25 protein-coding genes and 1 pseudogene are annotated in these 20,720 nt (G+C 68.6%); 10 read left to right on the forward strand and 16 right to left on the reverse strand.

The genetic code is table 11. The annotated features are described in order from the left end of the window. Positions 1 to 26: 26 nt before the first annotated feature. From NQU55_RS25405 to NQU55_RS25420, 4 genes are read right to left on the reverse strand one after another with little or no spacing between them, the layout of a single operon-like run. Positions 27 to 557, reverse strand: coding sequence for a P-loop NTPase family protein (locus NQU55_RS25405; RefSeq protein WP_168096245.1), 531 nt, complete (start codon positions 555 to 557; stop codon positions 27 to 29). Next, a complete protein-coding gene (locus NQU55_RS25410; RefSeq protein WP_240976974.1) occupies positions 554 to 1,285 on the reverse strand; it encodes a nucleoside 2-deoxyribosyltransferase in 732 nt (243 codons plus the stop codon). The genes NQU55_RS25405 and NQU55_RS25410 overlap by 4 nt, the downstream gene beginning before the upstream one ends. Further along, on the reverse strand, positions 1,282 to 1,512 hold the full coding sequence (locus tag NQU55_RS25415; RefSeq protein WP_240976975.1) for a hypothetical protein: 231 nt from the start codon (positions 1,510 to 1,512) through the stop codon (positions 1,282 to 1,284). Before NQU55_RS25415 ends, NQU55_RS25410 begins: the two co-directional genes overlap by 4 nt. Further along, positions 1,509 to 2,231, reverse strand: a complete 723-nt coding sequence (locus tag NQU55_RS25420; protein WP_168096246.1) for a carbohydrate kinase family protein — start codon at positions 2,229 to 2,231, stop codon at positions 1,509 to 1,511. Before NQU55_RS25420 ends, NQU55_RS25415 begins: the two co-directional genes overlap by 4 nt. On the opposite strand from NQU55_RS25420, the gene NQU55_RS37280 reads away from it, so the two are divergent. Genes NQU55_RS37280 through NQU55_RS25435 form a run of 4 tightly spaced genes read left to right on the forward strand, consistent with a single transcriptional unit; the run spans position 2,185 to position 4,934 of the window. Continuing rightward, on the forward strand, positions 2,185 to 2,784 hold the full coding sequence (locus NQU55_RS37280) for a hypothetical protein (RefSeq protein WP_443744705.1): 600 nt from the start codon (positions 2,185 to 2,187) through the stop codon (positions 2,782 to 2,784). The genes NQU55_RS25420 and NQU55_RS37280 overlap by 47 nt on opposite strands. After that, entirely contained in the window at positions 2,726 to 3,541 is an 816-nt protein-coding gene (locus NQU55_RS37285) for a Mu transposase domain-containing protein (protein WP_443744706.1), read from the forward strand. Before NQU55_RS37280 ends, NQU55_RS37285 begins: the two co-directional genes overlap by 59 nt. Continuing rightward, positions 3,538 to 4,311 carry an IS21-like element helper ATPase IstB gene (gene istB, locus NQU55_RS25430; RefSeq protein ID WP_256791203.1) on the forward strand — a complete coding sequence of 258 codons (774 nt, stop codon included), beginning with the start codon at positions 3,538 to 3,540 and terminating at the stop codon, positions 4,309 to 4,311. Before NQU55_RS37285 ends, istB begins: the two co-directional genes overlap by 4 nt. Before the next feature lie 26 nt (positions 4,312 to 4,337). Continuing rightward, positions 4,338 to 4,934, forward strand: coding sequence for a hypothetical protein (locus NQU55_RS25435; protein ID WP_256791204.1), 597 nt, complete (start codon positions 4,338 to 4,340; stop codon positions 4,932 to 4,934). 57 nt (positions 4,935 to 4,991) lie between these two features. Here NQU55_RS25435 and NQU55_RS25440 read toward each other — a convergent pair whose 3' ends face one another. From NQU55_RS25440 to NQU55_RS25455, 4 genes are read right to left on the reverse strand one after another with little or no spacing between them, the layout of a single operon-like run. Continuing rightward, positions 4,992 to 5,348 carry a hypothetical protein gene (locus NQU55_RS25440; RefSeq protein WP_256791205.1) on the reverse strand — a complete coding sequence of 119 codons (357 nt, stop codon included), beginning with the start codon at positions 5,346 to 5,348 and terminating at the stop codon, positions 4,992 to 4,994. 31 nt (positions 5,349 to 5,379) lie between these two features. Then, on the reverse strand, positions 5,380 to 6,192 hold the full coding sequence (locus NQU55_RS25445) for an HhH-GDP family DNA glycosylase (protein WP_256791206.1): 813 nt from the start codon (positions 6,190 to 6,192) through the stop codon (positions 5,380 to 5,382). Beyond that, positions 6,189 to 6,905 carry an aspartate racemase/maleate isomerase family protein gene (locus tag NQU55_RS25450; RefSeq protein ID WP_168096929.1) on the reverse strand — a complete coding sequence of 239 codons (717 nt, stop codon included), beginning with the start codon at positions 6,903 to 6,905 and terminating at the stop codon, positions 6,189 to 6,191. Before NQU55_RS25450 ends, NQU55_RS25445 begins: the two co-directional genes overlap by 4 nt. Next, positions 6,895 to 8,409, reverse strand: coding sequence for a radical SAM protein (locus tag NQU55_RS25455; protein WP_256791207.1), 1,515 nt, complete (start codon positions 8,407 to 8,409; stop codon positions 6,895 to 6,897). The genes NQU55_RS25450 and NQU55_RS25455 overlap by 11 nt, the downstream gene beginning before the upstream one ends. A 224-nt stretch (positions 8,410 to 8,633) precedes the next feature. Here NQU55_RS25455 and NQU55_RS25460 point away from each other — a divergent pair, with 224 nt between their 5' ends. Together NQU55_RS25460 and NQU55_RS25465 are read left to right on the forward strand one after the other, a co-directional pair. Further along, positions 8,634 to 9,536: an NsdA family TPR-like regulatory protein gene (locus tag NQU55_RS25460; protein ID WP_240977026.1), complete on the forward strand. Its 903-nt coding sequence runs from the start codon at positions 8,634 to 8,636 to the stop codon at positions 9,534 to 9,536. Continuing rightward, positions 9,497 to 10,021: an NsdA family TPR-like regulatory protein gene (locus tag NQU55_RS25465; protein ID WP_505017603.1), complete on the forward strand. Its 525-nt coding sequence runs from the start codon at positions 9,497 to 9,499 to the stop codon at positions 10,019 to 10,021. Before NQU55_RS25460 ends, NQU55_RS25465 begins: the two co-directional genes overlap by 40 nt. Positions 10,022 to 10,032: 11 nt before the next feature. Here NQU55_RS25465 and NQU55_RS25470 read toward each other — a convergent pair whose 3' ends face one another. The 4 genes from NQU55_RS25470 to NQU55_RS25485 form a co-directional block, all read right to left on the reverse strand. Next, positions 10,033 to 10,845, reverse strand: a complete 813-nt coding sequence (locus NQU55_RS25470; protein WP_168096572.1) for an SDR family NAD(P)-dependent oxidoreductase — start codon at positions 10,843 to 10,845, stop codon at positions 10,033 to 10,035. A gap of 1,401 nt (positions 10,846 to 12,246) precedes the next feature. Then, on the reverse strand, positions 12,247 to 12,732 hold the full coding sequence (locus NQU55_RS25475; protein WP_168096220.1) for an SAM-dependent methyltransferase: 486 nt from the start codon (positions 12,730 to 12,732) through the stop codon (positions 12,247 to 12,249). 72 nt (positions 12,733 to 12,804) lie between these two features. Beyond that, positions 12,805 to 14,187 (reverse strand): NsdA family TPR-like regulatory protein, encoded by a 1,383-nt coding sequence (locus NQU55_RS25480; protein WP_168096221.1) that lies wholly within the window; start codon positions 14,185 to 14,187, stop codon positions 12,805 to 12,807. A 136-nt stretch (positions 14,188 to 14,323) separates the two neighbouring features. Then, complete coding sequence (locus NQU55_RS25485) at positions 14,324 to 14,491, reverse strand: hypothetical protein (RefSeq protein ID WP_168096222.1); 168 nt, start codon at positions 14,489 to 14,491, stop codon at positions 14,324 to 14,326. 19 nt (positions 14,492 to 14,510) lie between these two features. Here NQU55_RS25485 and NQU55_RS25490 point away from each other — a divergent pair, with 19 nt between their 5' ends. Further along, positions 14,511 to 14,933 (forward strand): ATP-binding protein, encoded by a 423-nt coding sequence (locus NQU55_RS25490; RefSeq protein ID WP_168096223.1) that lies wholly within the window; start codon positions 14,511 to 14,513, stop codon positions 14,931 to 14,933. A 470-nt stretch (positions 14,934 to 15,403) separates the two neighbouring features. After that, the gene (locus NQU55_RS25495; protein ID WP_168096224.1) at positions 15,404 to 15,736 is read left to right on the forward strand and encodes a DUF6221 family protein; all 333 of its coding nucleotides are present in this window, start codon (positions 15,404 to 15,406) and stop codon (positions 15,734 to 15,736) included. A gap of 252 nt (positions 15,737 to 15,988) precedes the next feature. Here NQU55_RS25495 and NQU55_RS25500 read toward each other — a convergent pair whose 3' ends face one another. The 3 genes and pseudogenes from NQU55_RS25500 to NQU55_RS25510 form a co-directional block, all read right to left on the reverse strand. Next, complete coding sequence (locus NQU55_RS25500) at positions 15,989 to 16,720, reverse strand: hypothetical protein (RefSeq protein ID WP_256791208.1); 732 nt, start codon at positions 16,718 to 16,720, stop codon at positions 15,989 to 15,991. Positions 16,721 to 17,020: 300 nt separating this feature from the next. Continuing rightward, a pseudogene (locus NQU55_RS25505) lies at positions 17,021 to 17,407 on the reverse strand (2-dehydropantoate 2-reductase N-terminal domain-containing protein); the annotation flags it as partial. Between the two features lie 431 nt (positions 17,408 to 17,838). After that, on the reverse strand, positions 17,839 to 18,705 hold the full coding sequence (locus NQU55_RS25510) for an SCO4651 family lipoprotein (protein ID WP_256791210.1): 867 nt from the start codon (positions 18,703 to 18,705) through the stop codon (positions 17,839 to 17,841). A 237-nt stretch (positions 18,706 to 18,942) separates the two neighbouring features. Here NQU55_RS25510 and NQU55_RS25515 point away from each other — a divergent pair, with 237 nt between their 5' ends. Then, the gene (locus NQU55_RS25515; protein ID WP_256791211.1) at positions 18,943 to 19,134 is read left to right on the forward strand and encodes a hypothetical protein; all 192 of its coding nucleotides are present in this window, start codon (positions 18,943 to 18,945) and stop codon (positions 19,132 to 19,134) included. Here the strand turns inward: NQU55_RS25515 and NQU55_RS25520 are convergent. After that, positions 19,121 to 19,297: a hypothetical protein gene (locus NQU55_RS25520; protein WP_256791213.1), complete on the reverse strand. Its 177-nt coding sequence runs from the start codon at positions 19,295 to 19,297 to the stop codon at positions 19,121 to 19,123. The genes NQU55_RS25515 and NQU55_RS25520 overlap by 14 nt on opposite strands. A gap of 796 nt (positions 19,298 to 20,093) precedes the next feature. On the opposite strand from NQU55_RS25520, the gene NQU55_RS25525 reads away from it, so the two are divergent. Beyond that, positions 20,094 to 20,588: a hypothetical protein gene (locus tag NQU55_RS25525; RefSeq protein WP_256791214.1), complete on the forward strand. Its 495-nt coding sequence runs from the start codon at positions 20,094 to 20,096 to the stop codon at positions 20,586 to 20,588. The last annotated feature ends 132 nt before the right edge of the window (positions 20,589 to 20,720 follow it).

Raw genomic sequence — 20,720 nt, forward strand, 5'->3', positions numbered from 1 at the left:
GAGCAGCGTAGCGGGATATGTGGGGGCTATGCGCTGGTTTTGCTGATGTTGCTTGGTGGGAGCAGCGTGGTGTGTGCGGTGTCGATGGTGAGTACGGGTGCGTATGAGCTGAGTGCTTCGAAGACTCTGGTGTATCCGGCGAGGAGTTCGCTGATCTCGTCTTTGGCGGGGGCGGTGCCGTCGCGGTGGAGGAGGCGCTGGTGGACGAGGTCCGGAGTGGTGGTGAGGTGGATGAAGAGGCCCTGGCGTGCCGTGACGGTGTCGGCGAGGTCGATGACCTGGGCCCAGCTGAGGCGGGAGGTGCCTCGGAGTAGGGGGCCGTAGACGAGTTCGCTGAGGAAGCACCGGTCCAGGGCCAGGAGGCCGGGCTGGGTGAGGAGGGTTCGGTACCGGTCAGGCAGGTCTTGGTGGTCGGGGGTGCGGAGTGAGTGCACGACGGTGAAGCCGTAGCGTGCGGCCAGATCGTTGGCCATGGTGGTCTTCCCCACGCCGTCGCAGCCGTCGAGGACGAGGGTGCGCCGGTTGCCGAGTTCGTTGGCGAGATCGGGGAAGGTCACCGCAGTTCCCTCTCCAGGTCGTTGCTGGTGGTGATGAGCAGGGTGGCGGAGTACTGGATCATCAGGTTGCGGGCGTTGGGTTCGCGGCCGTCGGCGTGCGTGAACACGGTGCGCGGTAGGTAGGCGACGGATCGTTGGCCGCGGGCCGCGGCCGCGCCTAGCAGTACTGCTGCTCCGGGAGGGGACTCGGGGCCGGTGACGTCCGCGACGAGGAGTTCGGCCTTGAGCGCGGCGTTCCAGTCGTGCTGAGCGGCGGTGATGGGGTCGGCAGCGAAGAAGCGGCTGGCTATCGCAGGGGTATGGCCGCTGGCTCGAACGGCGTCTTCGACTTCGGGGCGGGGGCGTGAGAGGGGCGTGGGTTCGAGGTAGCAGGTGCCCGTGCGCCTCGGCGCCGGGGGTTCCGGCTTGGGTTCGGGGAGGTGCAGGGCTGCGCGTACGCATTCGTCTACGGCGGTGTTGATCTGCCGGAGATTGCGGGCGGCGAAGCGGTCGAAGCGTGAGGGGCCGTGGGCTGGTTCTTTTGGTCCCAGGCGGTGAGTGCGGCAGATGTGCGTGGCCAGGGTTTGCAGCAGGGGGTCGGGGAAGTGGAGGCAGGGCCCGTCGGGGGTGAGGGAGTAGGTCTGGAAGTCGGTGGTGATCAGGATGATGGGGACGCCGAGTGCTGCGGCGTAGCCGATCTCCATGCAGACGCCGTCGTCGAGGCTGGGGCCGTGGAGGATGGCGATCACGCGGTGATCGTGCGGAGCCGGTCGCTGTCGAGTTGGTAGAGGCGCTGTCCCTTGACGTCGGCGATGAGGTCTTCTTCGTTGGTGTCGCAGAAGGGGAGGAAGATGTTGTCGTGGCCCAGTTTGCGGCCGAGTTCGTCGGCGAGGCGGGCGGCCAGTGCGCGGTCGTGGGCTGCGAAGAGGCGGTGGGCGATGTAGAGCACCGATGGTCTCCCGGGGTGACGGCTCATGTGTGGTGTGGCAGGGGCAGGCGGGGCGTGGTGGTGTGGCGGCTGGCGGCCTGGACGGCGTGCGTGAGTGCCTCGCCGGGGGTTGTGCCGGCGGCGCGGTGTGCCAGGTAGGTGCCGGCGAGGGTGTCGCCAGCACCGGTGACGTCGATGGGGCTGGTGGCCGGTGGCTTGCATGAGGCGCGTTCGGTGCCATGGGTCAGGAGACGGGCTGGTCGGGGCCCGTCGGTGACGATCAGTTCCGCTATCGCGCTGGAGGTGGCGTGCTGGGTGAGGATGCGGTATTCGGCCTGGTTGACGAAGACGGTGTGCGCGGCGTCGAGCCAGGGTGTGGCGGCTTCGATGTACTCGGCAGCGCTGGGCAGGTGGAAGTCGAGGCTGAAGGCGCCTTTGCTGGCGGTGAGGGTGTGGAGGATGGCCGGGGCGTTCAGCGGCCGGCGGCAGCTGAGGTGGTAGAGGTCGCGCGGATGTCCGGTGATATGTGCTGTCGGCGTACAAGTGAACGTGCACCACTGCGTACGGATGAAAGTGCACCGTTGTTGATGCGGTGAGGTTGGTGTCGCGCGAGTCTTCTGTCGTCCTGTTCGGGGTCGGTGGAGGGCGGCGAGAGTGGTCTTGGATCCGCATCGCTGGTTGGAGCTGAGGCGGTTTCGCGGTCTGTATGAGTCCGGCGCGATGAGCCTGCGGGAGATCGCGAAGGAGACCGGGCTGAACCGGCGCACGGTCGCCAAGTACCTGTCGGGCGAGACTCCGGTCGCGCCGCCGCGAAGGGCGCCCAACGGGCAGCCGTACCGGCGGATCGTGGATGACGTCGCGCCGTTGATCGACGCGATGCTGCGGGCCGAGATCCTGCTCAAAGGGGCCGTGATCCACGAGCGCCTGGTGGCCGAGTACGGGTTCACCGGCAGCTATCAGCGGATCAAGATGTACTTGCAGGAAGCCCGCCCGCGGGTCGCGGAGGAAATGGGCATCAGCCCGAGTGAACTGGCGGGCCTGCACCGCAGGTTCGAGGTGGTGCCTGGGGCCCAGGCCCAGGTGGACTGGGGTGACGAGGGGAAGGTCCTCGCCCACGTCGGGATCCCGAAGGTCTACTCGTTCCACATGACCTTGTCCTACTCGCGCGATCCGTTCTGCTGCTTCACCACCAGCCAGGACCTGGCTGGCCACCTTCTTCGACTGCCATCGCCAGGCGTTCGCCCACTTCGGCGGTGTCCCGATGTCGATCGTTTACGACCGCACCAAAACGGTGGTCCGCCGGCACGTCGCACCAGGTGAAGCCGTTCCCCTGCATCCGGAGGCTGTCGCCTTCGCCGGGCACTACGACTTCGATCCCGATGTGCTGGCCGCCTACCGGCCCACGGGCAAGGGCCGGGTCGAGCGGCAGGTGCTGATCGTCCGCGAGCACGTCTTGGCTGGCCGGGCCTTCTCCTCGGTTGAGGAACTCAATGCCGCGTTCACCGCCTGGGTGCCGCTGCGGCGGGCGAAGGTGCATGGCACCCACGGAGAGGTCATCGGTCTCAGGGCGATCCGCGACCACGTGGCCCTCCGCCCGCTGCCGCCGGCGCCCTATGTGGTCACTCAACGACACTTCCGCCACGTCGGCAAGGACTGCCTCGTCGCCTTCGACGCGAATCTCTACTCGGTGCCGGCCCGCAAGGTCCGCCCCCGTCAACTGGTCGAAGTCAGGGCCACGAAATCCCAGGTCATGCTGCATGCCACCGCCCCCGATCGCACTGGCGAAACCCTGCTGGCCGCCCACCCGCGGGCGGTCGGCCGAGGCGCCCGCATCGTGGATGAGAAGCACTGGGACGGCCTGCCCACGGGAGCCGGCCGCCGCGTCACAGCCGGCGATGGGAGCCTGCCCCGGCCCCGCCGGCAGAACACAGGCCCCGAAACCGGGCCGCTGGCGGCCCTGCTGAACCGGGCCGCGGTCACCCAGATCGAGGTCGGCCGCCGGCCTCTGTCGGTCTATGACGAACTGACCGGCACCCGCCCCTTCACCACCAAGCCGAGCGCGAAGGAATCGTCTTGAGCGAGCTGGTCTCCACCCGCATCCGCAACACGGCCGGCAAGCTGGGCCTGCCGCACCTGGCCGAGGCCCTGACTCAGTACGCTCAGCGGGCTGACGAGGCCAAGATGGGCTACCTCGACTTCATCGACCTGGTCCTCTCCGAAGAACTCGCCGTCCGTGAGGATCGCCGCTTCCGCACCGGTCTGCGGATCTCGAAGCTGCCGCACCACAAGACACTGGACGACTACGACTTCTCGTTCCAGCCCGAGCTCGACCCGCGCAAGGTCAAGGACCTCGCCACATTGTCGTTCGTCGAGGCCAAGGCCAACGCTGCCCTGCTCGGGCCGCCGGGAGTGGGCAAGACGCATATCGCCGTCGCTCTCGCGGTCGCGGCCTGCCGGGCCGGGTACTCGATCTACTTCACCAGCCTCGACGACATGGTCCGCAACCTCAAGACTGCCGAGGGCACCGGACGGCTGACCAGCAAGCTCGGCAGCTACCTCCGACCGGCGGTTCTCGTGGTCGACGAGGTGGGCTACCAGCCCCTCGAGCGCGCGGAGGCCAACCTGGTGTTCCAGGTCATCTCAAAGCGCTACGAGAAGGGCTCGATCATCCTGACTTCGAACAAGACCTTCAGCGAGTGGGGACAGGTGTTCGGTGACGAGGTTCTGGCCACCGCCATCCTCGACCGACTCCTGCACCACTGCGACGTGATCTCCATCAACGGCCCCAGCTACCGGCTCAAGAACCGGCTCGCTGCCATCGAGCGAGACCAGGAAAGCGCAGCCTAATAGTTCGTGTGGTCGACAATGAGCGCATGGACGTCCCTGAGCTGCTCGAATCAGCTTCTCTGCTTGTTCCGGAAGAGACCGCCACCGAGAACGACATCACGGTGCGAGACATCTGGGACTACCTCGTCCACGACGAGTGGGAGATCGCCCTGGGCCTGCTGGAGGAACTTGGGGACGGTCGCTCGCTCCCGCTGGCGTTTTGGGAGAAGCTCGCCGACACGGCTGAGCAGCTCCGGCTTGAGCGGAGCGCGGCCTGGTGCCATTGGCGGTGCTCCGAGATTCGTCATGGCGTAATCCGGGCGGATCTGACGCTCCGTCCTGCCGCGGAGGCGCGACGCACCACGGCAATCTCCGGCGCCGGAGTTCTGCGACCCATGTGGGACATCGGACATCTCTCGCCCACCGGTGGACGTGCGGTCAGCATCGCCTCGCTTTGGGTTGAGGACATGCCCTATCTGGAGCCCGGCGGGCGAGCCACGGTTCGACTCGTGCCCCTCACTCCCTCCCACTGGACGCAACTCCAGCCCGGCCAGCAGATCGCGATGCACGAGGACCGAACCGTAGTCGGCACGGCAGTCATCCTGGAGGTTCATCGCCCTGCCACCGCCATGCCCGCAGGGTGACGTGACTGGCTCACAGCCTCCCTTCTGGTGCACGTATCTCCGTACTTGGTGGAGCACTCACAGGAGTACGCCAACATGTGCCAGGGCCTGCCTGGTCAGATGCCCGGATGCGCCGTAGGTGGAGTGACACGTGGTGACGTGGCCTTGCGGGTCGTAGGTGATGTCGAATGCCGCGGAGGCCGAGGGTGCTGGGAGCGTGGTCAGGGTGGACCAATCGAGGTTTTGGAGTGCCAGGACGGTGGGCAGCTGGGCGAGATCTGCGCCGACGACCGCGACAGGTGCCACGCGATGTCCGGCACGGGCGGCGGCGAGTGCCATGTGGAGGGCGGCTCCGCCGAGTTGCTCGCAGGCCTCGCGGCCGGGGCGGCGTATGAGGTCGCGGGAGATGTTCCCGATGACCGCGATCCGCTGCATGGCATGACGCCTTCCTGGTCGGGCTGGCGGCTCAGGTGCTGGTGTGGGGGCAGTTGACGACGCGGTTGCACAGCGGCCGCCGTCGCCAGAGGTGTCCGGGCGGCCGGTTGAGGTAGAGGCGCTTGAAGTAGATCAGGACCAGATGCATCCACCACGTGGGCTCCGTGTCCAGCGGGATGGTGACGTCGTGCTGGCGCGCCAGGTCGAGGAGCTCGGCAGCGTGGTGGTGGACCGCGTGCTGCAGGATCTGCCGCAGATACTCGTGTGCCGCGGGCCCGTGAGGCAGGCCGAAGCCGAGCGCGGGGGCGAGCTTGGTGACCATGCCGGAGTCCACGGGGATGACCCCGCAGTGGTAGCCGCGAGCGTAGAGGACGGCGCATTGCGCGACCTTGAACGAGGCGCCGCTGACACGATCGGCGAACTCCTCGATGAAGGCGTCGGTGCCGAGGGCGTCCAGGTTGGTGCCGTCCTTCTCCCAGCGCAGCAGGGCGTCGGCCAGGGAACGCAGGTAGGTGACGCGGGTACGGGTGAGACCCAGGGGGGTGATGAGCTTGCTGAGGTCATCATCCGGGAGTGCGGCCAACGCCTCGAAACCGAGCTCGTCGGCGCGGCGCAGGACGCCCGCGTAGGTGCTGATCATGCGGTAGCTGATGCGGGTGGACCAGCCGGCGGCGAGCATCCGCATGCGGGGGTCCGTGATGCGGGTGGGCCACCACCGGTTCTCGTCGTGGTTGGCCTCGACCTCCCGCTGGACGTCCGGAAGAGCTGCGGCGGCGGTGGCGAGAGCGTATACGCGAGCGGCGCTCGTAGCGTCCGGCAGGGTAGGGCGGCTGGCACGTCTCACGGGTCGGCTTTCTTGTGCGGGCCTGTGGCATAGCGGGCGATGGCGGCGTTGGAGGACACGACCGGGAGGCCGAGCTCGGTCGTGAGTTCGGTCAGGACGGGTAGCGTGCGCCAGCCGGTGCAGGAGAGCACGAGGGCGTCGGCCTGGCGCAGTGCCGAGGGCGGCAGGCCGGATACGAGGGTGCGGATGCCGGCCGGGGGGATGGCGGGGTAGCCGTCGGCCAGGTCCAGGGACGCTTCGGCAAGGATGGTGAAGCCGCGGTCGGTCAGGGCTCGGGCTTCGGCGCGGGTGACGTCGCGGGGGTAGGGGGTGGTGAGGACGATGCGCCGGCTGCCGTCGTGGTCGAGCACGGTGGTCAGGGCGTCGAAGGCGGTCACGACGCCGTGCGGCAGGGGCGGGCCGGCGGCGGTGAAGCCGGCCGAGGTGCACGCCAGCACGGTGGCGTGCAGGGGCAGGCGCTGGAGGGAGTCGACGGCGGTGGCCGCGGCGGCGCGCAGGCCGTGCCAGAAGGTGTCGTCGATGGCGGTGGTCCGGGAGGCCGGCACCAGGCGAGCGTAGTGGCACACCACGTGGGCGGACGCCAGGCGCGGCAGTTCCTCCTCCACCGCTTGGTTCGCCCAGGGGAGCAGGACGCCGACATGCCGCCGGAACGGCCCGGCGACGGCCTCCTCGGCGGCGGGCCCGTGCGTGGTCGGCCCGGGATCAGGCGGCATCGCGCTTGCCGTAGATCACGCGGGGGGCGTGGCCAGTGACCACGAGATCGGCCGGAGTGGCCACCGGCACGGCCGTGCCCTTTTCGACGACCTGGATGGAGTACGAGCCCAGGCGCCTAAACCAGGTGCCGTCCTGGTCGACGAAGTAGGAGTGCAGGCCCGGCAGGCGCAGGCCGGCCCGGTAGACGCGCTGCTTCATCGGCTCGTCCCAGCCGTGGTTGATGTCCGCTTTCCACGAGGCGAACTGTTCAGCGGATGCCGCGATCGCGTGGGCCTCCTCGGCCAATCGGGTACCGGGGAAAGCCCGCGCCCGGCGGACGTTGGTGCGGTGGCACAGGAGCCCGGCGTCGAGGATGCGGCCCAGGCCGCGGAGGTTGGCCATGTGGGTGGCGTGGCTCTCACCGGGCAGGCCGTAGATCAGGTTGAGGCCCGGCAAGAGCTTCGGCAGCCCGCCGGGACCGCGCTCAGCACCGGCGTCGTTCACGTTCTCGACGGCGCGCACCAGGATGTCGGGGGTGCAGGTGAGGCGGTTGCGTTCGATGACCACCGGGTCGAAGGACTCGATGCCCATGGGGGCACAGTTGCCTTCCGTGCAGAACTCCGCCACGGTTCGAGCGATGCGCTGGCCGGAGCGCGAGGCGACCGCGAGCGGGTCGGCATTGTCGATGTGGAGGACCTCCAGCTCCGCACACCGCTCGCGGATTCCGGCCAGCAGGGCACGGATCGCCTCAGCGTCACGGCCCCGGTAGGAGAAGAAGCACGTCTGCTGGCCGAGGCGGAAGTTGCGGACGCCGGCCGTGTAGAGCTGCTCCACCTCCTCCAGGACATCGTCCACGTCGCGGTGGAGGACCTGCGGCGACTTCACGGGTTCGTTGCAGAACGTGCAGAAGCTCCGGCGGGTGCACCCGCGGTAGAGCTCGATCTCGGCGATGGGCGTCCACGGCATCTGTCCGAGGAGGCCGTCAAAGCCCTTGCGCTCAGCGCCCAACTGCGCGTAGGGCGCGGCAGTCCGGCTGCCCTCCGTCACGTTGGCTGCGGTGATGGTGTGGGTGTGGACGGCGTCGAACAGGCCTGCGTACGCGGCGGAGCCCGCCACGGCGTAGGTGGCCAGGGGGCCGAGGAGATAGCGGCGGCCCCGGACGCAGGCCACCGCCCTGCTGATCTCCTGTTCGAATCCGTTGACGGCGTGCAGATGCACGGAGGGCACCTTGTCCCCCGCGATGACCACGACGGCTTCGGCATCCCGCAGGAGGTCGACCGCCTGATCCCGGTTGGCAGTCGTCGAGTACGTCAGGCGGTCGCTCAAGGGCGGCGGGACGGCAGGGCGATTCCCGGCCAGGCACCAGCGGACATCGTCGATGGTCAGGTACCGCACGTCCTTCCCCGGCCGCGCCGCCGCCAGCGCCGACCAGGCATTGCGGACATATGTCGAGAGGTAGGGCGGCACTCCCAGACCGCTGGGCTCGACGGTGTAGCAGTCCAGGATGACTAAAGGCCTGGTCACCGGTTACTACTCCTTCCCCTGGGCGGCCGCGTCCCGGCTCAGGCGGTGCTCACGGGCACCCGCCGCGACCCGGCCTGGCCTCCTTGGAGTCCCTCAGTGTCGTCGCTGGCGCAGCCGCGGTGGAGTAGGCGTGGAGGTTGTCCGGTTGCGCGCAGGTTGCACGGCTGGCAGCGCGGGGTCAGAACCCTGGGACACAGTGTGATCGACGCGGCATTATCAGGGGCATGACCGATGAGGCGGCGGCTACCCCACCCAACAAGGCTCTGCTGGGACTGATGAAGGAGGCCGGCTGCTCGAACGCCAAGCTCGCAGCGATGGTCAACGCACTCGGTGCTCGCCAGGGTGTCGTCACGCGCTACACCAAAGCCTCGGTAACCCGCTGGGTTCAGGGCATGCAGCCCCGCGACCACACCCCCGAGTTCATCGCCAGCGCGCTGGCGGAATTCCTCGGGCGTTCCATCTCGCCCGCAGATGTCGGCTATGTGACTGCAGCTCAGCGCCCTGTCATCGCACGCGCTATCACCTACTGTGATGATGTGGGTGAGACACTGCATACGCTGGCCGAGTTGGGCTCCACCGACGTCTCCCGCCGCAGCCTGCTGGGCTCCGTCCCGTTCGTCGCCGGCGCGTTACTCGATCCGCAGCGCAAGTGGCTGCTGTGGCTGCTGGAGAACGACCAAGCGCCCCGCCTTGCCGTGGTGGCCGACAGCGGCCCGCTTGAGCGCGTGGAGGCGATGATCTCCATGTTTGACGAGATGGACAACCGCTTCGGTGGGGCCGACGTGCGTACCAGCATCATCCAGTACCTCAGCACCAACGTCATTCCGATGCTCCAGCGCCGGGGGCTGGACGAGCACGATCGCAGCCGCCTGTTCACCGCCGGTGCCAAGCTCGCCGCGACCGCCGGGTGGTGTTCCTACGACGCGGCAGAGTACGGGCTCGCCGAGCGGTACATGATCCAGGCCCTGCGCCTGTGCGCTGAAAGCGGCGACCGGGTCCTTGGCGGGCAGATCCTGGCCGGAATGTCCCACCTCTGGCCACAAACCTCGGCCACCCCAGCGAAGGCGTCGCTCTCGCCAGTGCAGGCCTGGCCACCACCAAGCGCTCCGGCAGCCCCCTGGGCGTGATGCGCCTGAACGCCATGGCGGCCCGGGGGCACGCGGCCATGGGTCAGGGCCGCGAGACCGCCACGGCGCTCTCGGCAGCTCAGAATGCCCTGGACTCGAGCAAGGGCGCGCACCAGGAGTCACGTTGGGTGCGGTTCCTCGACGACCAATACCTCGAAGCCGAAGCCGCAGCGTGCCACCGCGACCTGGGTGAAGCGACGGCAGCGGAGCGGCTCGCCGAGGCGTCCGTACAGGCCAACGCCGACCGCCGGCGCCGCCAGGCCATCAGCCGCTCGGTCCTGGCCACCGCCCAGTTGCAGCAGAACCGGCTCGACGAGGCCCTGGACACCGCTGACCAGGCTCTGGCCGAACTCGGCGGCGTGCACTCCGAGCGCTCTGCCCAGGCGCTGCGCGACTTCAGGGCCCGCCTTGCTCCCCGCCGGGGCGAAGCCGTCGTTCGCGAGTTCGAACGCAAAGCCCTGCCACTCCTCGGGCCCGCAGCGTAGGACGCAACGGGTCAGTAACCCTGCGGCGTCGGAGCATTCTGTGCACGATCCACCGGGACATTCGCACCGGAAACCCCGCTGGCCAGGTCAGACAGGAGAAACGCCACCACCTCGGCGACCTCCTTCGGGTCCACCAGCTCCCCGCCGGGGAACTCACGACGGAAGTCCGCGAAGGCTGCCGGATCCTCACGGCGCATGCGGTCCCACCGTTTGCCGGGGATGAGCATGGAGCCGGGCGAGACCGCGTTGACCCGGATCCCGTCCGGACCCAGTTCCCGGGCCAGAGAAGCCGCAAGGTGAATCTGCCCGGCCTTCGCCATGCCGTATTGCGCCTGAGGGCCCGGTTTCCACCCCGAGATGGAGGCAATCAACACCACCGAACCGCCTCCAGCAGCGCGCAGATGCGGCACCGCCGCGGCAGCCAACCTCGCCGAATGCCAGGCGTTCAGCTCCCACGTCGCCATCCAGTCCGCCGGGGCAGCTTCCTCGACACCACCACCACGGGCGCCACCCGCGCACGCCACCACACCGTAAAGACCACCGTTCTCGGCTGCTGCTTCGGCAACGAAACGCTCCAAGCCCTCCGGGGCCGCCACATCCAGAGCCCGGGTGAAAGGCCGGGGCAGACCCTCGTCCTCCAAGCCGCGGCACAGCGCTTCCAGCGTTTCCTCCCGCCGGCCGCAGGCAGAGACGCGAGCACCACGGGCGGACAACAGCCGGACAATCTGCTGGCCCAAGCCCCGTGACCCACCGGTCACCACGACGTGACGGCCCTGAAGGCCCAGTCCTTGCCCTGCGTTCGCGTGCAACCCCTGCGTCACCATGCCCCTCCCATGCAACCCATGTATGCCGCCATGCTCGATTACAGCCTCCACGACTACTTCATATCCAGTCACGGTGGCGCTTCCCTGGAGCCTCCCCGTCCGGAATCCGTCAGCTGAACTTGCGCGGGCACCAACCTCCCCAGCCCGAGCCGGCGGACAGACGACAGACACAACGCGGTGAGGAGACACAGTTGATGGCCAACCCAGCGCCCCAGCCGACCAGGGAGTCACCCCGCCCCCTGGCCCCGGTCAACCGAGTGCTTATCACCAGCACCATCACAGCACGCCTACTCACCCCGCCACACTCTCGAACCAGCCCCCTCAGGGCTGAGCAGCAGCTCCCGGGCACGCACACCACCCGCCAGAACGTGCCCCAGACAGCCCACTACCTCAAGCCCGCCACCGCCGGCCTACCAGCAGGCAACGCAGGCACGGCCCTTACTTCGGAAGCGATCTCAATATGTCGACTTGCATGACCACGGCGGATGCTGCGCCCATCAGGCTCCGCGTTCCCGCTCGTGCCCGGTCAGCGTCCCCTGCCGTGCAGGCCCTGGGCAAAGAAGCCGTCCAGCAGTGCAGTCAGGAGCTCCGCCGGTGGGGCACCGTGCGGTTGGACGGTCTCACTGACCGGGATGCAGCAGCTCGATTCGCGGCGCGGGTCATGCGGATCCAGCGGAGCCCCGAAAGCGGTCCGGACGGCCTGGCGTCCACCGGCAAAACCAGCACGCGCCAGGCCGTCACCAGTACGAGGACCGTTGCGCCGGTGAGCCCCGCAACCGCAGGGGCCGGTCAGGCGGATCCGCCTCGGCTGGTGCTGCTCGCCTGCCTGCGCGCTCCCAAGCACGGGTTCCCGGTCCGTCTGGTGGACGGATGGCGGGTCTATCACGAGCTGCAGCGCCGGAACCCGGTGTCCGCGGTGGTGTTCTCGGATGAAGCGGCCGCCCTCTTCGCCGGCCGGGGCGGTGGTGCACGCAGCCCGATATTCGCACGCGGGACTGACGGGAGAGTGGCCTTCCGGATGGGAGCCAGGGGGGTGCGAGCGCTGGTGCCCAGCGGCAGCAGTGCGCCTGGGGGATCTGGAGGAGGCGGTGAGAATGGCGTCCTGCACGGTGCATCTGCGTGCCGGCCAGGGCCTTCTCCTGGACAACCACCGGTGGGCTTCGTGCCTTCTGCGTGCAGCCGGGCCGCACCGTATGGTCCACGCAGCCGGAGCAGAACAGCGCGCCATCACGCTGCCTTACGGCTTCCGTCCCGCTCCCCTGAGCGCGCGGAGTGGGCTGTGAGTGCGGCGGCGGAGGGGGTGCTCCCGGGGAGCGCGGTGGGAATGCGAGGCCGAGCCTCCGGTGTGTTGATGGCCGTGTGCCGCCGGGCGTGCGGGGCCGTCGGTGCGCCGGGTCAGCGTTAGCCCTGGGCGGGGGTGTCCCAGTAGCGGTGGAGCATTTCTGCGGGCCAGGCGGGGGTGGTGACGGTGGAGCGGGGTCCCATCTGCGGGAAGTAGGGGGCGAGGTCTACGACCGGGGTGCCGTCGATGGCGTCGAGGTCGGTGACGTGCAGGTCGCGCCCTTGTACGTGCAGGAGGCGGGGGAAGGAGAGGGCGAGCTGGTTGGGGCGGCGGTGGTTGCGGTGGACGAAGGTGCCGGTGGCCGGCCATCGGGCATCGCCGCGGGGGCTGCGTGCGTGCAGGGCGACGTCGTCGGGTGTGACGCGGTGGAAGTGCCAGACGACGGTGAGGTGGGAGAACTCCTCGATGCCTTGCAGGGTCTCCAGGGGGTAGTGGGGGTGGAGGCGGATGATGGATTCGACGCCGCCCTGGTGGTCGTCGGCTGGTGTGGTGTGGCCGCCGACGACGGTGGCGATGCTGTTGATCTCGAAGGACTGTGCGGTCATCGTCTCCCCTTCCCTCACCCTCGGCGGTCTCCGGTCGGGAGTGCCGGGGCGCTGTGCGCTGTCATGGCCGGGTCAGCCTACGCGGGTGAGTACCGCCCGGGCCCTGGCATCGAGGGCGGTGGCAGCGGGGTTTCCGCGGCGGCGGAAGGGCGACAGGGCGCGGCGCATGTGCACGACGGTGTCGCGGGCGCGTCCGGAGTGGATGCCGCCCATGGCGTCCAGGGCGTAGTTCCAGGTGGCGCAGGCGGCGTCGAGCGACCCTTGCTGGGCCTGGATGGCGCCGAGGTAGCCGAGGGTGACGGAGTGGGTCCGGGCGAAGGTCTGCTGGCGGCGGGTGCGTACGCTGCGCCGGAATTCTCGTTCGGCTGCGGAGAGGTCGGCGAGGTCGCGGAGGGTGCAGGCGGTTTCGTGGGCGAGGCTGGCTTCGGCGAAGAACCAGATTCGCCCTGGCTCGTGGTCGCCTTCCCGGGTGTTGCTCAGGTCATCCTCCGCACGGAGCAGCGCGTCGACTGCGTCGTTCTTGCGTCCGGCGGCGGCGAGGCTGCGTGCATGGACCACGCCCAGGAGGGCTTTTTCACGGTGGCTGGCCTGTGCGTAGCGTCCGCGGTCGAGGGAGGCGTCGGCCAGGGTGACTGCTGCGCGGGTGTGCCCGAGGTCGAGGGCCTGGTGGGCCATGGCGCGCAGGATGTGGCCGGCCAGGGGGGCATCGTCTGCTTCGGCGGCCAGGCGGACGGCCAGGGAGAAGTATTCCTGGGCCAGGGCATGTTCGCCGGCGTCGAAGGCTGTCCATCCGGCCAGGTAGGCGGCTTCTCCGGCGGCGGTGAACATGTGCTGGCGTACCTGTTCGGTGCGGAACCGGCCGTTGAGGTAGGTGGCGATGTCGGTGCGCAGGTAGGCCACGAGGGCGGAGCGTGCGTCGCCGCCGCCGCGGCGCTGGTCGCGGCGGGAGAAGAACGTCACCATCTCCTGCACGCTCTCCACGTCCCCGGCGTCGATGGGCCGGGTGGAGGTGGGGCGGCGTTCGCGGGCTGCGCGGGGGGCCTGGTCCCACCAGGCGGGATCGGGGAGTATCAGCCCGGCCACGGAGTAGGCCGTGCCGGTCAGTATCTGCCTGCGCTCCATGTCCAGGTCCTTCCCCGTGGTGTCGACCAGTGCGCTGAGCGGATCGGCGCTCCACAAGGCCGCCGGTTCGCCCTGACTGGCGGTCAGGCCGATCTCGGTCAGGGTGATGGTGCGGCCCAGGCCGCGCGAGAGCGTCTCGCACAAGATACGGGGCGCCTTCCCGCTGGGCTGCACGCCGCGGATCCACTGGTTGATATGCGAGCGCGTCGTGCCGGACAGCTCGGTGACGCCGGTCTCCTGTGCGACGTGGGCAACGTGCCGGGCCGTCTGTGCTTGAGACCAGCCTGCTTCTGCGATTGCCGCCTCGAGCTTGGTGTTGCGTGTGTGCGCCATGGGTGCGCCCCTGTCCGCGAAACGATCTTTACCAGCTTTACCCGGTTCCTCGCGCTCCCGGCAGTACCCGCGAGCGATCAGAGACGGTTTCCTCAGCACAACGATATCGACCAACTCCGCTTACATCACGGGAGGTTCACTCCCAGCGGCGCCTTGCCCAGTGTGCCTGGACGGCGCGCGGTGAGAGGCCCAGGACTCCGGAGGAGCAGATGACGGTGATCACCAGGCCGCGCAGGCACAGCGACGCCGCGCCCAGCTGCCAGCCGGAAGCCCCCGGCGCGGACACGGCGCCGGCGCTGCGCAAGCGCCCCCGTTTAAGGGCCGTGCGTATCGAGAGCCGGGGTGTCGCTCCGTGCCGGAAGGCGATCGGGCAGGCCCGCAGAGCGGTGCGCTGCACCCTCGCCCGCTGGGCTGTCGAGCCGGACATCGGCTTCGACACCGAGCTGGTCCTCAGCGAGCTGCTGGCCAACGCCCTTCAGCACGCCACCCCCGCCGGTGAGGAGATCGGACTGAGCGTCACCGAGGCCGGTGGCACAGTACTGGTCGAAGTCGAGGACGGCGGCACCGGCGGCGCCGCGGCGCTTCCGTCGCCAACCTGCCCGGACGACGACGCCCAGCACGGGCGCGGACTGCTGCTGGTCGAATCGCTGGCCCTGTGGGGCTGGCGCACCCTGGACAACGGCCACCGCATCGTATGGGCCATGCTCACGCCATCACCCGCCAGCAGCAACGGCAGCCGCGCATGACCACCACGACCGCGTCCCCCGCCCCCGTTGGGTGGGATACTCCCCTTGCGTCCTGCCAGAACAGCCCGGCCGTCCTGCAGCGCATCCTGACCAGCCTGTCCAGCCACCTCACGCCAGCAAGGCCTGCCGGCCGTCCGGGAGCGCACGTATGACCTCTTGGAGGAGGTCATGGGCCAGCACGCCACCCTCAGCCCCGCCCGCATCCCGGCCGTCACCGGCGAGCTGCTGCCCGTCCTGGCGGACCTGCTGGGCTACCTGGAGGTCCCGAAGCTGCGGCTCGGGGACATGCCCTCGGGCCGCAGCTTCGGCAGTACCGGGCCTGTTGCTGTCAGGGCTGGGACAGCGTCAGGCCGGGCAGCTGTGGGTGCCGCAGGTACTGCCCCCGCGGTCGTCGACGTGCAAGGTGCCCACACTTCGGCAGGGCCCGGCCGGCGCCACTTGGTGTCGGCGTGCGGGAGGATCTACAGGGCATGCGGCACCCGCATGTCGTGGGATCGGCGCACCCATGGGAACTCACCGAGGCGGGCGAGGCCGACCTCGGCGTGCTGGCCGGGGGCCGGCGCGTCGCCACCGTCCGCACCGGCCACGGCCTCTGGGCCGACCACATCATCGCCCAGCACCTCGTGCGCACACAGCCCCGCCACACCGTGGCCGAACTCGACGCCCTGGCCGAACTCGTCGACCTGCTGGATCACTGGGACAACCACGGACTGTCTTGCGCCCGGGAACTCCTCGCCGTGGTCCTTACGTTCGCCGCCCGCTACCGCGACCACCCCGACCACCCAGAGCGGAGACGGACATGATCCCGGGTGTCAGGCCCAGCACCTCTCCCGCGGGCGCGAGAGCGGCTGACCGTCTCGTCGCCCGCCGTGATGGACAGCAGGTTGGATCCGCTCGGACAGTCTGCGGCGTCGGTCCTCCAGTTCCTCATGGAGCTCTCTGGACGGCAGGCCTCCGAGGCCGTCCGCCGGTCGAAGGGCTTTCACGTACGCCCTTGGCATGGAAGAGAGCGTTCCTGGCTTCCGCCACGGCGTCACTCACCTACAGCAACGCTGCTACTTGCTGCCCTTCACCTTAGCTACTGCTTTGGCGAGGCTCTCCTCCACCATGTCCGGGGGGCCGGTGAGAATGAGGCCGACGTTGCCGACCCTCACCCCGGCTACCTCGGTCACTTCGGTCTTGCCATCACCGGTAGCCGTTGAGACAACCCGGTACTGCTCTTCGCCCAGTTTCTGTGCTGGCAGCGGCGCCTTCTCCATGGTGATCGAGATCTTGCCGTGCTGTCCCGGACTTTCCGGAACCTCCAAGGGACCACAGGTACTCAAGACGTCGAAGACAACCTTCAAGCCCGCCGCCAGCTTCTTGGAGGTATCGGAGGAGAGCTGCTCGGTCAGCACGGGACGGCCGTCTCCGACTTCCAGGGCGAACCCTGCGTTGACCTCAGCGGCCATATCGAGCTCTTTGGGGTCTTTGACTCCATAGCGGGCGAAATCTGGTTCACAGGGCCCGAAGGTACTGTTGTCCTTGTGGTCGCTCTCGGGGAGGGCCTTGTAGGCGGGCCCTACATCAGAGGCTGTCAGCAGCCGCTGCCGTAGCTTCTGGGCCGTCTCCGGGACGCCACCCGGGTGGACAGGGCGTTCCGCCGGCCCAGCGTGGGGGTCAGCCGGCTTGACATCAGTGTCGGGCGAGCGGCCGGGCACCTGCGAGGATCCACAGGCAGAGAGAGCCAGGACAATCGTGCAAACACCCGCCAGGCTCTTCAGGCGGGCTATTCCAGGGTGGGCCACAGTTCCTTCTACTCCTTCGGGATGCAATGTGCTTGTCCGATACAGGATCTCAGGCCGATGACGGCTCAAGTTGCCCTCAGCCCGGAACGTCAGGCCGACCTGACCGCGGTCGCGCCCACCGGATCCTTCGAACCTGGACGACACGGCCGATGTCGCCACCGCCGTCGACGGACGGGCGAACCCCGAGCCAGTCACCACCAGCGGCAACTACGAAGTCCCCGTTGAAGCTCCCAGCCGCAACGAGCCCGTCCACGCTCGCCTTGCTGTACTGACTTCCGCACCGCGATGCGGCCTGCGGGCACCGGTGGTTTCGCTGATGACCTCGCTCGCGCTTGCCGGTGCCCTGCGCGATGCCCTTCAACAAGGACACCACCACAGTATGCGGGCCGATGTACGTCGCCCAGGCAGCGAGGTTGTCCCGCAGGGACTGGGCGGGGATGGAGAGCACGAGGTAGTCCGCCCCGTCCAGGGCGGCAGCCGGATCGGTCGTCGCCGCCACGGCCGGCGGCAACTGGGCGTCGGGGAAGTAGGCGGGGTTGCGACCGCAGGTGTTGATGGCGTCGGCGATCTCGCTCCGGCGGGCGTACAGGACAACGTCGCTGCCTGCGTCGGCCAGCACCTGGCGAACGCGGTCCCCCAAGACCCGGCCGAGAACACCGCTGCCCGGGCTGGGCGCTGCTGGCTCACTGCACGATCCCTTCGCCGGTCGCGAGGCGTCCGTCTCGGCGGCCGGGTGCGGGGCACCCTACCGGCCCTCGCAGGGGTCGCTGGCGAAGTTTGCGGCGCCCGAGCGTAGGGGGGCCGCGCCAACAAGCAGCTCAAGCCGCCTCCTCCCTCTCCGTGTGCGGAGCCCTGTCCCGGCCTCCCGCGCTACAGGTCCGAAACCAGGTCACCCATGCCGCCACCCTGGCCCACGGCCTGGGCTAGAGGGATAGGGGCCCTCCCCGGCACTCCATGGCCCGGTGCCCGAGCGGAGGCAGTCACGCTCCCTGCCCGGCCGTCAAGGAGGCTGGGGCCCTGACCGGCTGTCAGGGCCCTGATCGGAGTCGAACCGGGCAGCTGCGAGTGCCGCAAGTGCGGCCCGCTGCGGCGGACTGGCCCGTATCCGCCTTCAAGGTTCAGCCGGTGAGCGGGCCGCCAACGGTGATTGCGGGCATGCTCTGGCGCCTTGGGGGGGCTGCGGGTGCCGTGACCGGCTTGCCGACATCCAGCAGGTTCATCGTGACAGTCGCGGCGGCGGCTTTGCCTTGCCCAAGCGGGCAGTGCAGGCGGGCGCGGATGACGCGTCCTTGCTGGTCCACCCAGGCCTCTGCGGTGGCGGGGATGTCCTTCCCCAGCTGGTCTCGCAGGGTGTCGAGCGCTACTGCCTTGTCCTCGACCATGCGGAGTTTGAGGGTCTCGTGGTCGAGCTTGCCCCGGTAGCGCGTGGCCGGCACGCCGTTGATGGTCTCTTCGCCGGCCTTCTTGGCGCCCCGCATCCGGGCTACCTGGTCCAGTACGTACTTGGGATCGTTGAGGGGCGCGCGGAACATGTAGTGGCTCTGTGTTTCCGCGCGGGGCACGGACCGCCAGGCGGTGTCCCCGTCGACGGCCTCCATCATCCGGAAGTAGGCAGTGTCACCGGCGAAGATCTGTTCCGAACGCGCGGCCTTGCCGCTGCCGTCCATCTGGAGGGCGACCTTCATCTGGCCTTTATCGGCACCCACGTCGAGGGCGCCCCGCATGGTGAGCACCATGGTCTTGGTGCCGTCCCCCATCTCGATCCGTTCGTCGATGCCAGCGGCGCTCTTCACTGTTGCCGCGACAGCAGCCCGCACAGTTGCCTCCTGGCCGCTCGACGCCTTGGAGGCCTCCTGCACCGAAGGCGCCGCGGGACGGGCGGAGCAGGCAGTGGTGAGCAGAACGACGGTGCCAAGGAAGACGATAGAACCTCTCATTTCCCCCCTGGGAAATAGAAGGATGCCGCGAAACATCCTGATTAACATAGAGTTGAGTATATATGTTAAATATGATGGTTTGGTGATCGTCGACAAGCTTGTGAACCAGGTGGATCAGCCCCGGCAGGTCAGGGGCAATTGCCGCCATCGGCGGTGGACTTTGCAACGACGCGACCCATTTCGCTCTCCGCGACAGCTGGCAGCACCGCGACGCCTCAACGACGTCCCCGATCGGCGGGCCTGACTCGCTTGTTAGGATCCGGGGACCTCGACGGAAAGGGTTCCATGAGCGACGGATACAAGGATGTCAAGGCAGCGGCGAAGGATGCGCGCAAGAACATCTGGAACATGTGGCTGTTCGCCGGCGTAGTGGCGGTCGCCGTCGCCTGGTTCACCGACGATGATTCGGTCATGGGCACGATCGCCGACTTCGTCGCCAAGTGGGGATGGATCCCCTCAACCATCATTGCCGCTTAGGGTCGGTGATCTCGCCATAGAGCCCTGAGACAATCATGGTCTGCGGTCCCTGGCCGGAAATGTTGGCGTACTGCCCGCCTGCTCCCTTCATGTTCCGTTCGTTGCCGCCGCTCCGCTGCCCCGCCATGCCCTTGTCCAGATCCTGGCTGAGGTCCTTCTCCATCGTGTAGTCACCTCCCAGGAGAGAAGACGGCACGGAAAGCCGGTATCGCGTAGAAGAGCTGTCACCCTCGCGCGAGTCGCCACTACCGGACCCGCTGGGTGCCGGCGCCGCTATCAGGCCCGGCTCGTCATTCCCACCGAAAACCAGGAGCACGACCGTGCCCACAGCAACCACACCGGCCAGCGCTCCCACGACGATGCCAGTGATCGCCCAAGGCCCGATCCTCCGAGACACCGGTGCGGCAGGCGGTGGTCCCCACATGCCCGGCTGCGGGTGTGCCGGCCACTGCTGCGGCGCGCCATACGGCGGGGCCGGAGGCTGGGACGGCTGATGAGGCGGCGGCATCGTCACAGGTCGGGTGTCCTTTCAGGAACTTGAATCGCTGTGATGCAGTGGGTTTCGCCGGTGCTCCCCCGCACCGGCGAGATCATCTAGTCAGATGATCTCGCACTCCGGCTCTCCATTGCTGCGCCCCAGGGCTTGCCGATCCTGCTGAGGCAGCCGACATCACGGTGCCAACAACGTCGGCCTGCACGGTCGGGGCTCCGAGCCCGCGCCCATCCATGTCCAGCAGTTGACCACCGGACCCCCTCGACCTCGCCTCCGGCCCGGAAGCAGTCCACGTCCGCCACCATCGCAACCTGGCCAAGCAGTTAGCCCTGGACATCCTCAATATCGCTACCCCGAGCAGACCCACGTGCAGCACCGCACCAGTCCAGGGCGCTGATGGCCCGGTCAAGCCGGTGCCGGTCGGCCGGACTACCGACGGCGCGGCGCGGCCTGGGAAGATCACTTCATGCTGCGAACTCTGGAGATCACCGCCGAAGTGGTTGTGCCCCGGCACGATGAACCGTTCCACAACCTGCACTGGCAGAAGCAGTTGGAGCTGAGCCTGGACTGCTTCATCTGCCGGCGTACCGACCGCACCACCCTCTTCCGCCACGGTGAGGAGCAGGCGCTCTGCTCGGGCAGCTCGGATGCGGAGCACCCTGCCGCCGGCCGCATCTCTGCCTTCGACGTCACCACAGAGCCCGAACGGCAGATACTCCGGACGGTCATCGACTTCTGGTGGGCGCCCTTTCAGGACAAAAAACGAAACCAACCCGCCGTCGCACCCACCCGCGCGCCCTGGGTACGCCTCTACCTGGGTTACCTGTGCCCCGAGGCACGGCAGACCAAATCCCTCGGCGTGCAAAGCAACGTGCAACGCCCCGCGAGCGAAAACTGCACACACTGCGCTCACCCACTCGCCACCAGCACCCAGGCCCCCCGTATCCGCCTGCTCACCTGAGCCCACGGCAGCAGGCAGCCCCCTGGGGGCAGCGGGAACGGAAAGCAGCCCGGCGGTAATCCGGGGCGCTACGGGCCGACGTCAGCCGACGACCAGCACATCAGGACTGCGACGAGAGAAGGGGACATCCCG

The organism is Streptomyces telluris, assembly GCF_024519335.1.
Lineage (GTDB): Bacteria > Actinomycetota > Actinomycetes > Streptomycetales > Streptomycetaceae > Streptomyces > Streptomyces telluris.

What these genes read in the sequence shown, in the direction of transcription:
- NQU55_RS25415 (WP_240976975.1), bottom strand. Translation starts at nt 1,512, where the DNA reads ATGAGCCGTCACCCCGGGAGACCATCGGTGCTCTACATCGCCCACCGC.
- NQU55_RS37280 (WP_443744705.1), top strand. Translation starts at nt 2,185, where the DNA reads ATGAGCCTGCGGGAGATCGCGAAGGAGACCGGGCTGAACCGGCGCACG.
- NQU55_RS37285 (WP_443744706.1), top strand. Translation starts at nt 2,726, where the DNA reads ATGTCGATCGTTTACGACCGCACCAAAACGGTGGTCCGCCGGCACGTC.
- NQU55_RS25435 (WP_256791204.1), top strand. Translation starts at nt 4,338, where the DNA reads ATGGACGTCCCTGAGCTGCTCGAATCAGCTTCTCTGCTTGTTCCGGAA.
- NQU55_RS25440 (WP_256791205.1), bottom strand. Translation starts at nt 5,348, where the DNA reads ATGCAGCGGATCGCGGTCATCGGGAACATCTCCCGCGACCTCATACGC.
- NQU55_RS25450 (WP_168096929.1), bottom strand. Translation starts at nt 6,905, where the DNA reads ATGCCGCCTGATCCCGGGCCGACCACGCACGGGCCCGCCGCCGAGGAG.
- NQU55_RS25460 (WP_240977026.1), top strand. Translation starts at nt 8,634, where the DNA reads ATGACCGATGAGGCGGCGGCTACCCCACCCAACAAGGCTCTGCTGGGA.
- NQU55_RS25470 (WP_168096572.1), bottom strand. Translation starts at nt 10,845, where the DNA reads ATGGTGACGCAGGGGTTGCACGCGAACGCAGGGCAAGGACTGGGCCTT.
- NQU55_RS25475 (WP_168096220.1), bottom strand. Translation starts at nt 12,732, where the DNA reads ATGACCGCACAGTCCTTCGAGATCAACAGCATCGCCACCGTCGTCGGC.
- NQU55_RS25480 (WP_168096221.1), bottom strand. Translation starts at nt 14,187, where the DNA reads ATGGCGCACACACGCAACACCAAGCTCGAGGCGGCAATCGCAGAAGCA.
- NQU55_RS25495 (WP_168096224.1), top strand. Translation starts at nt 15,404, where the DNA reads ATGCGGCACCCGCATGTCGTGGGATCGGCGCACCCATGGGAACTCACC.
- NQU55_RS25510 (WP_256791210.1), bottom strand. Translation starts at nt 18,705, where the DNA reads ATGTTAATCAGGATGTTTCGCGGCATCCTTCTATTTCCCAGGGGGGAA.
- NQU55_RS25515 (WP_256791211.1), top strand. Translation starts at nt 18,943, where the DNA reads ATGAGCGACGGATACAAGGATGTCAAGGCAGCGGCGAAGGATGCGCGC.
- NQU55_RS25520 (WP_256791213.1), bottom strand. Translation starts at nt 19,297, where the DNA reads ATGGAGAAGGACCTCAGCCAGGATCTGGACAAGGGCATGGCGGGGCAG.
- NQU55_RS25525 (WP_256791214.1), top strand. Translation starts at nt 20,094, where the DNA reads ATGCTGCGAACTCTGGAGATCACCGCCGAAGTGGTTGTGCCCCGGCAC.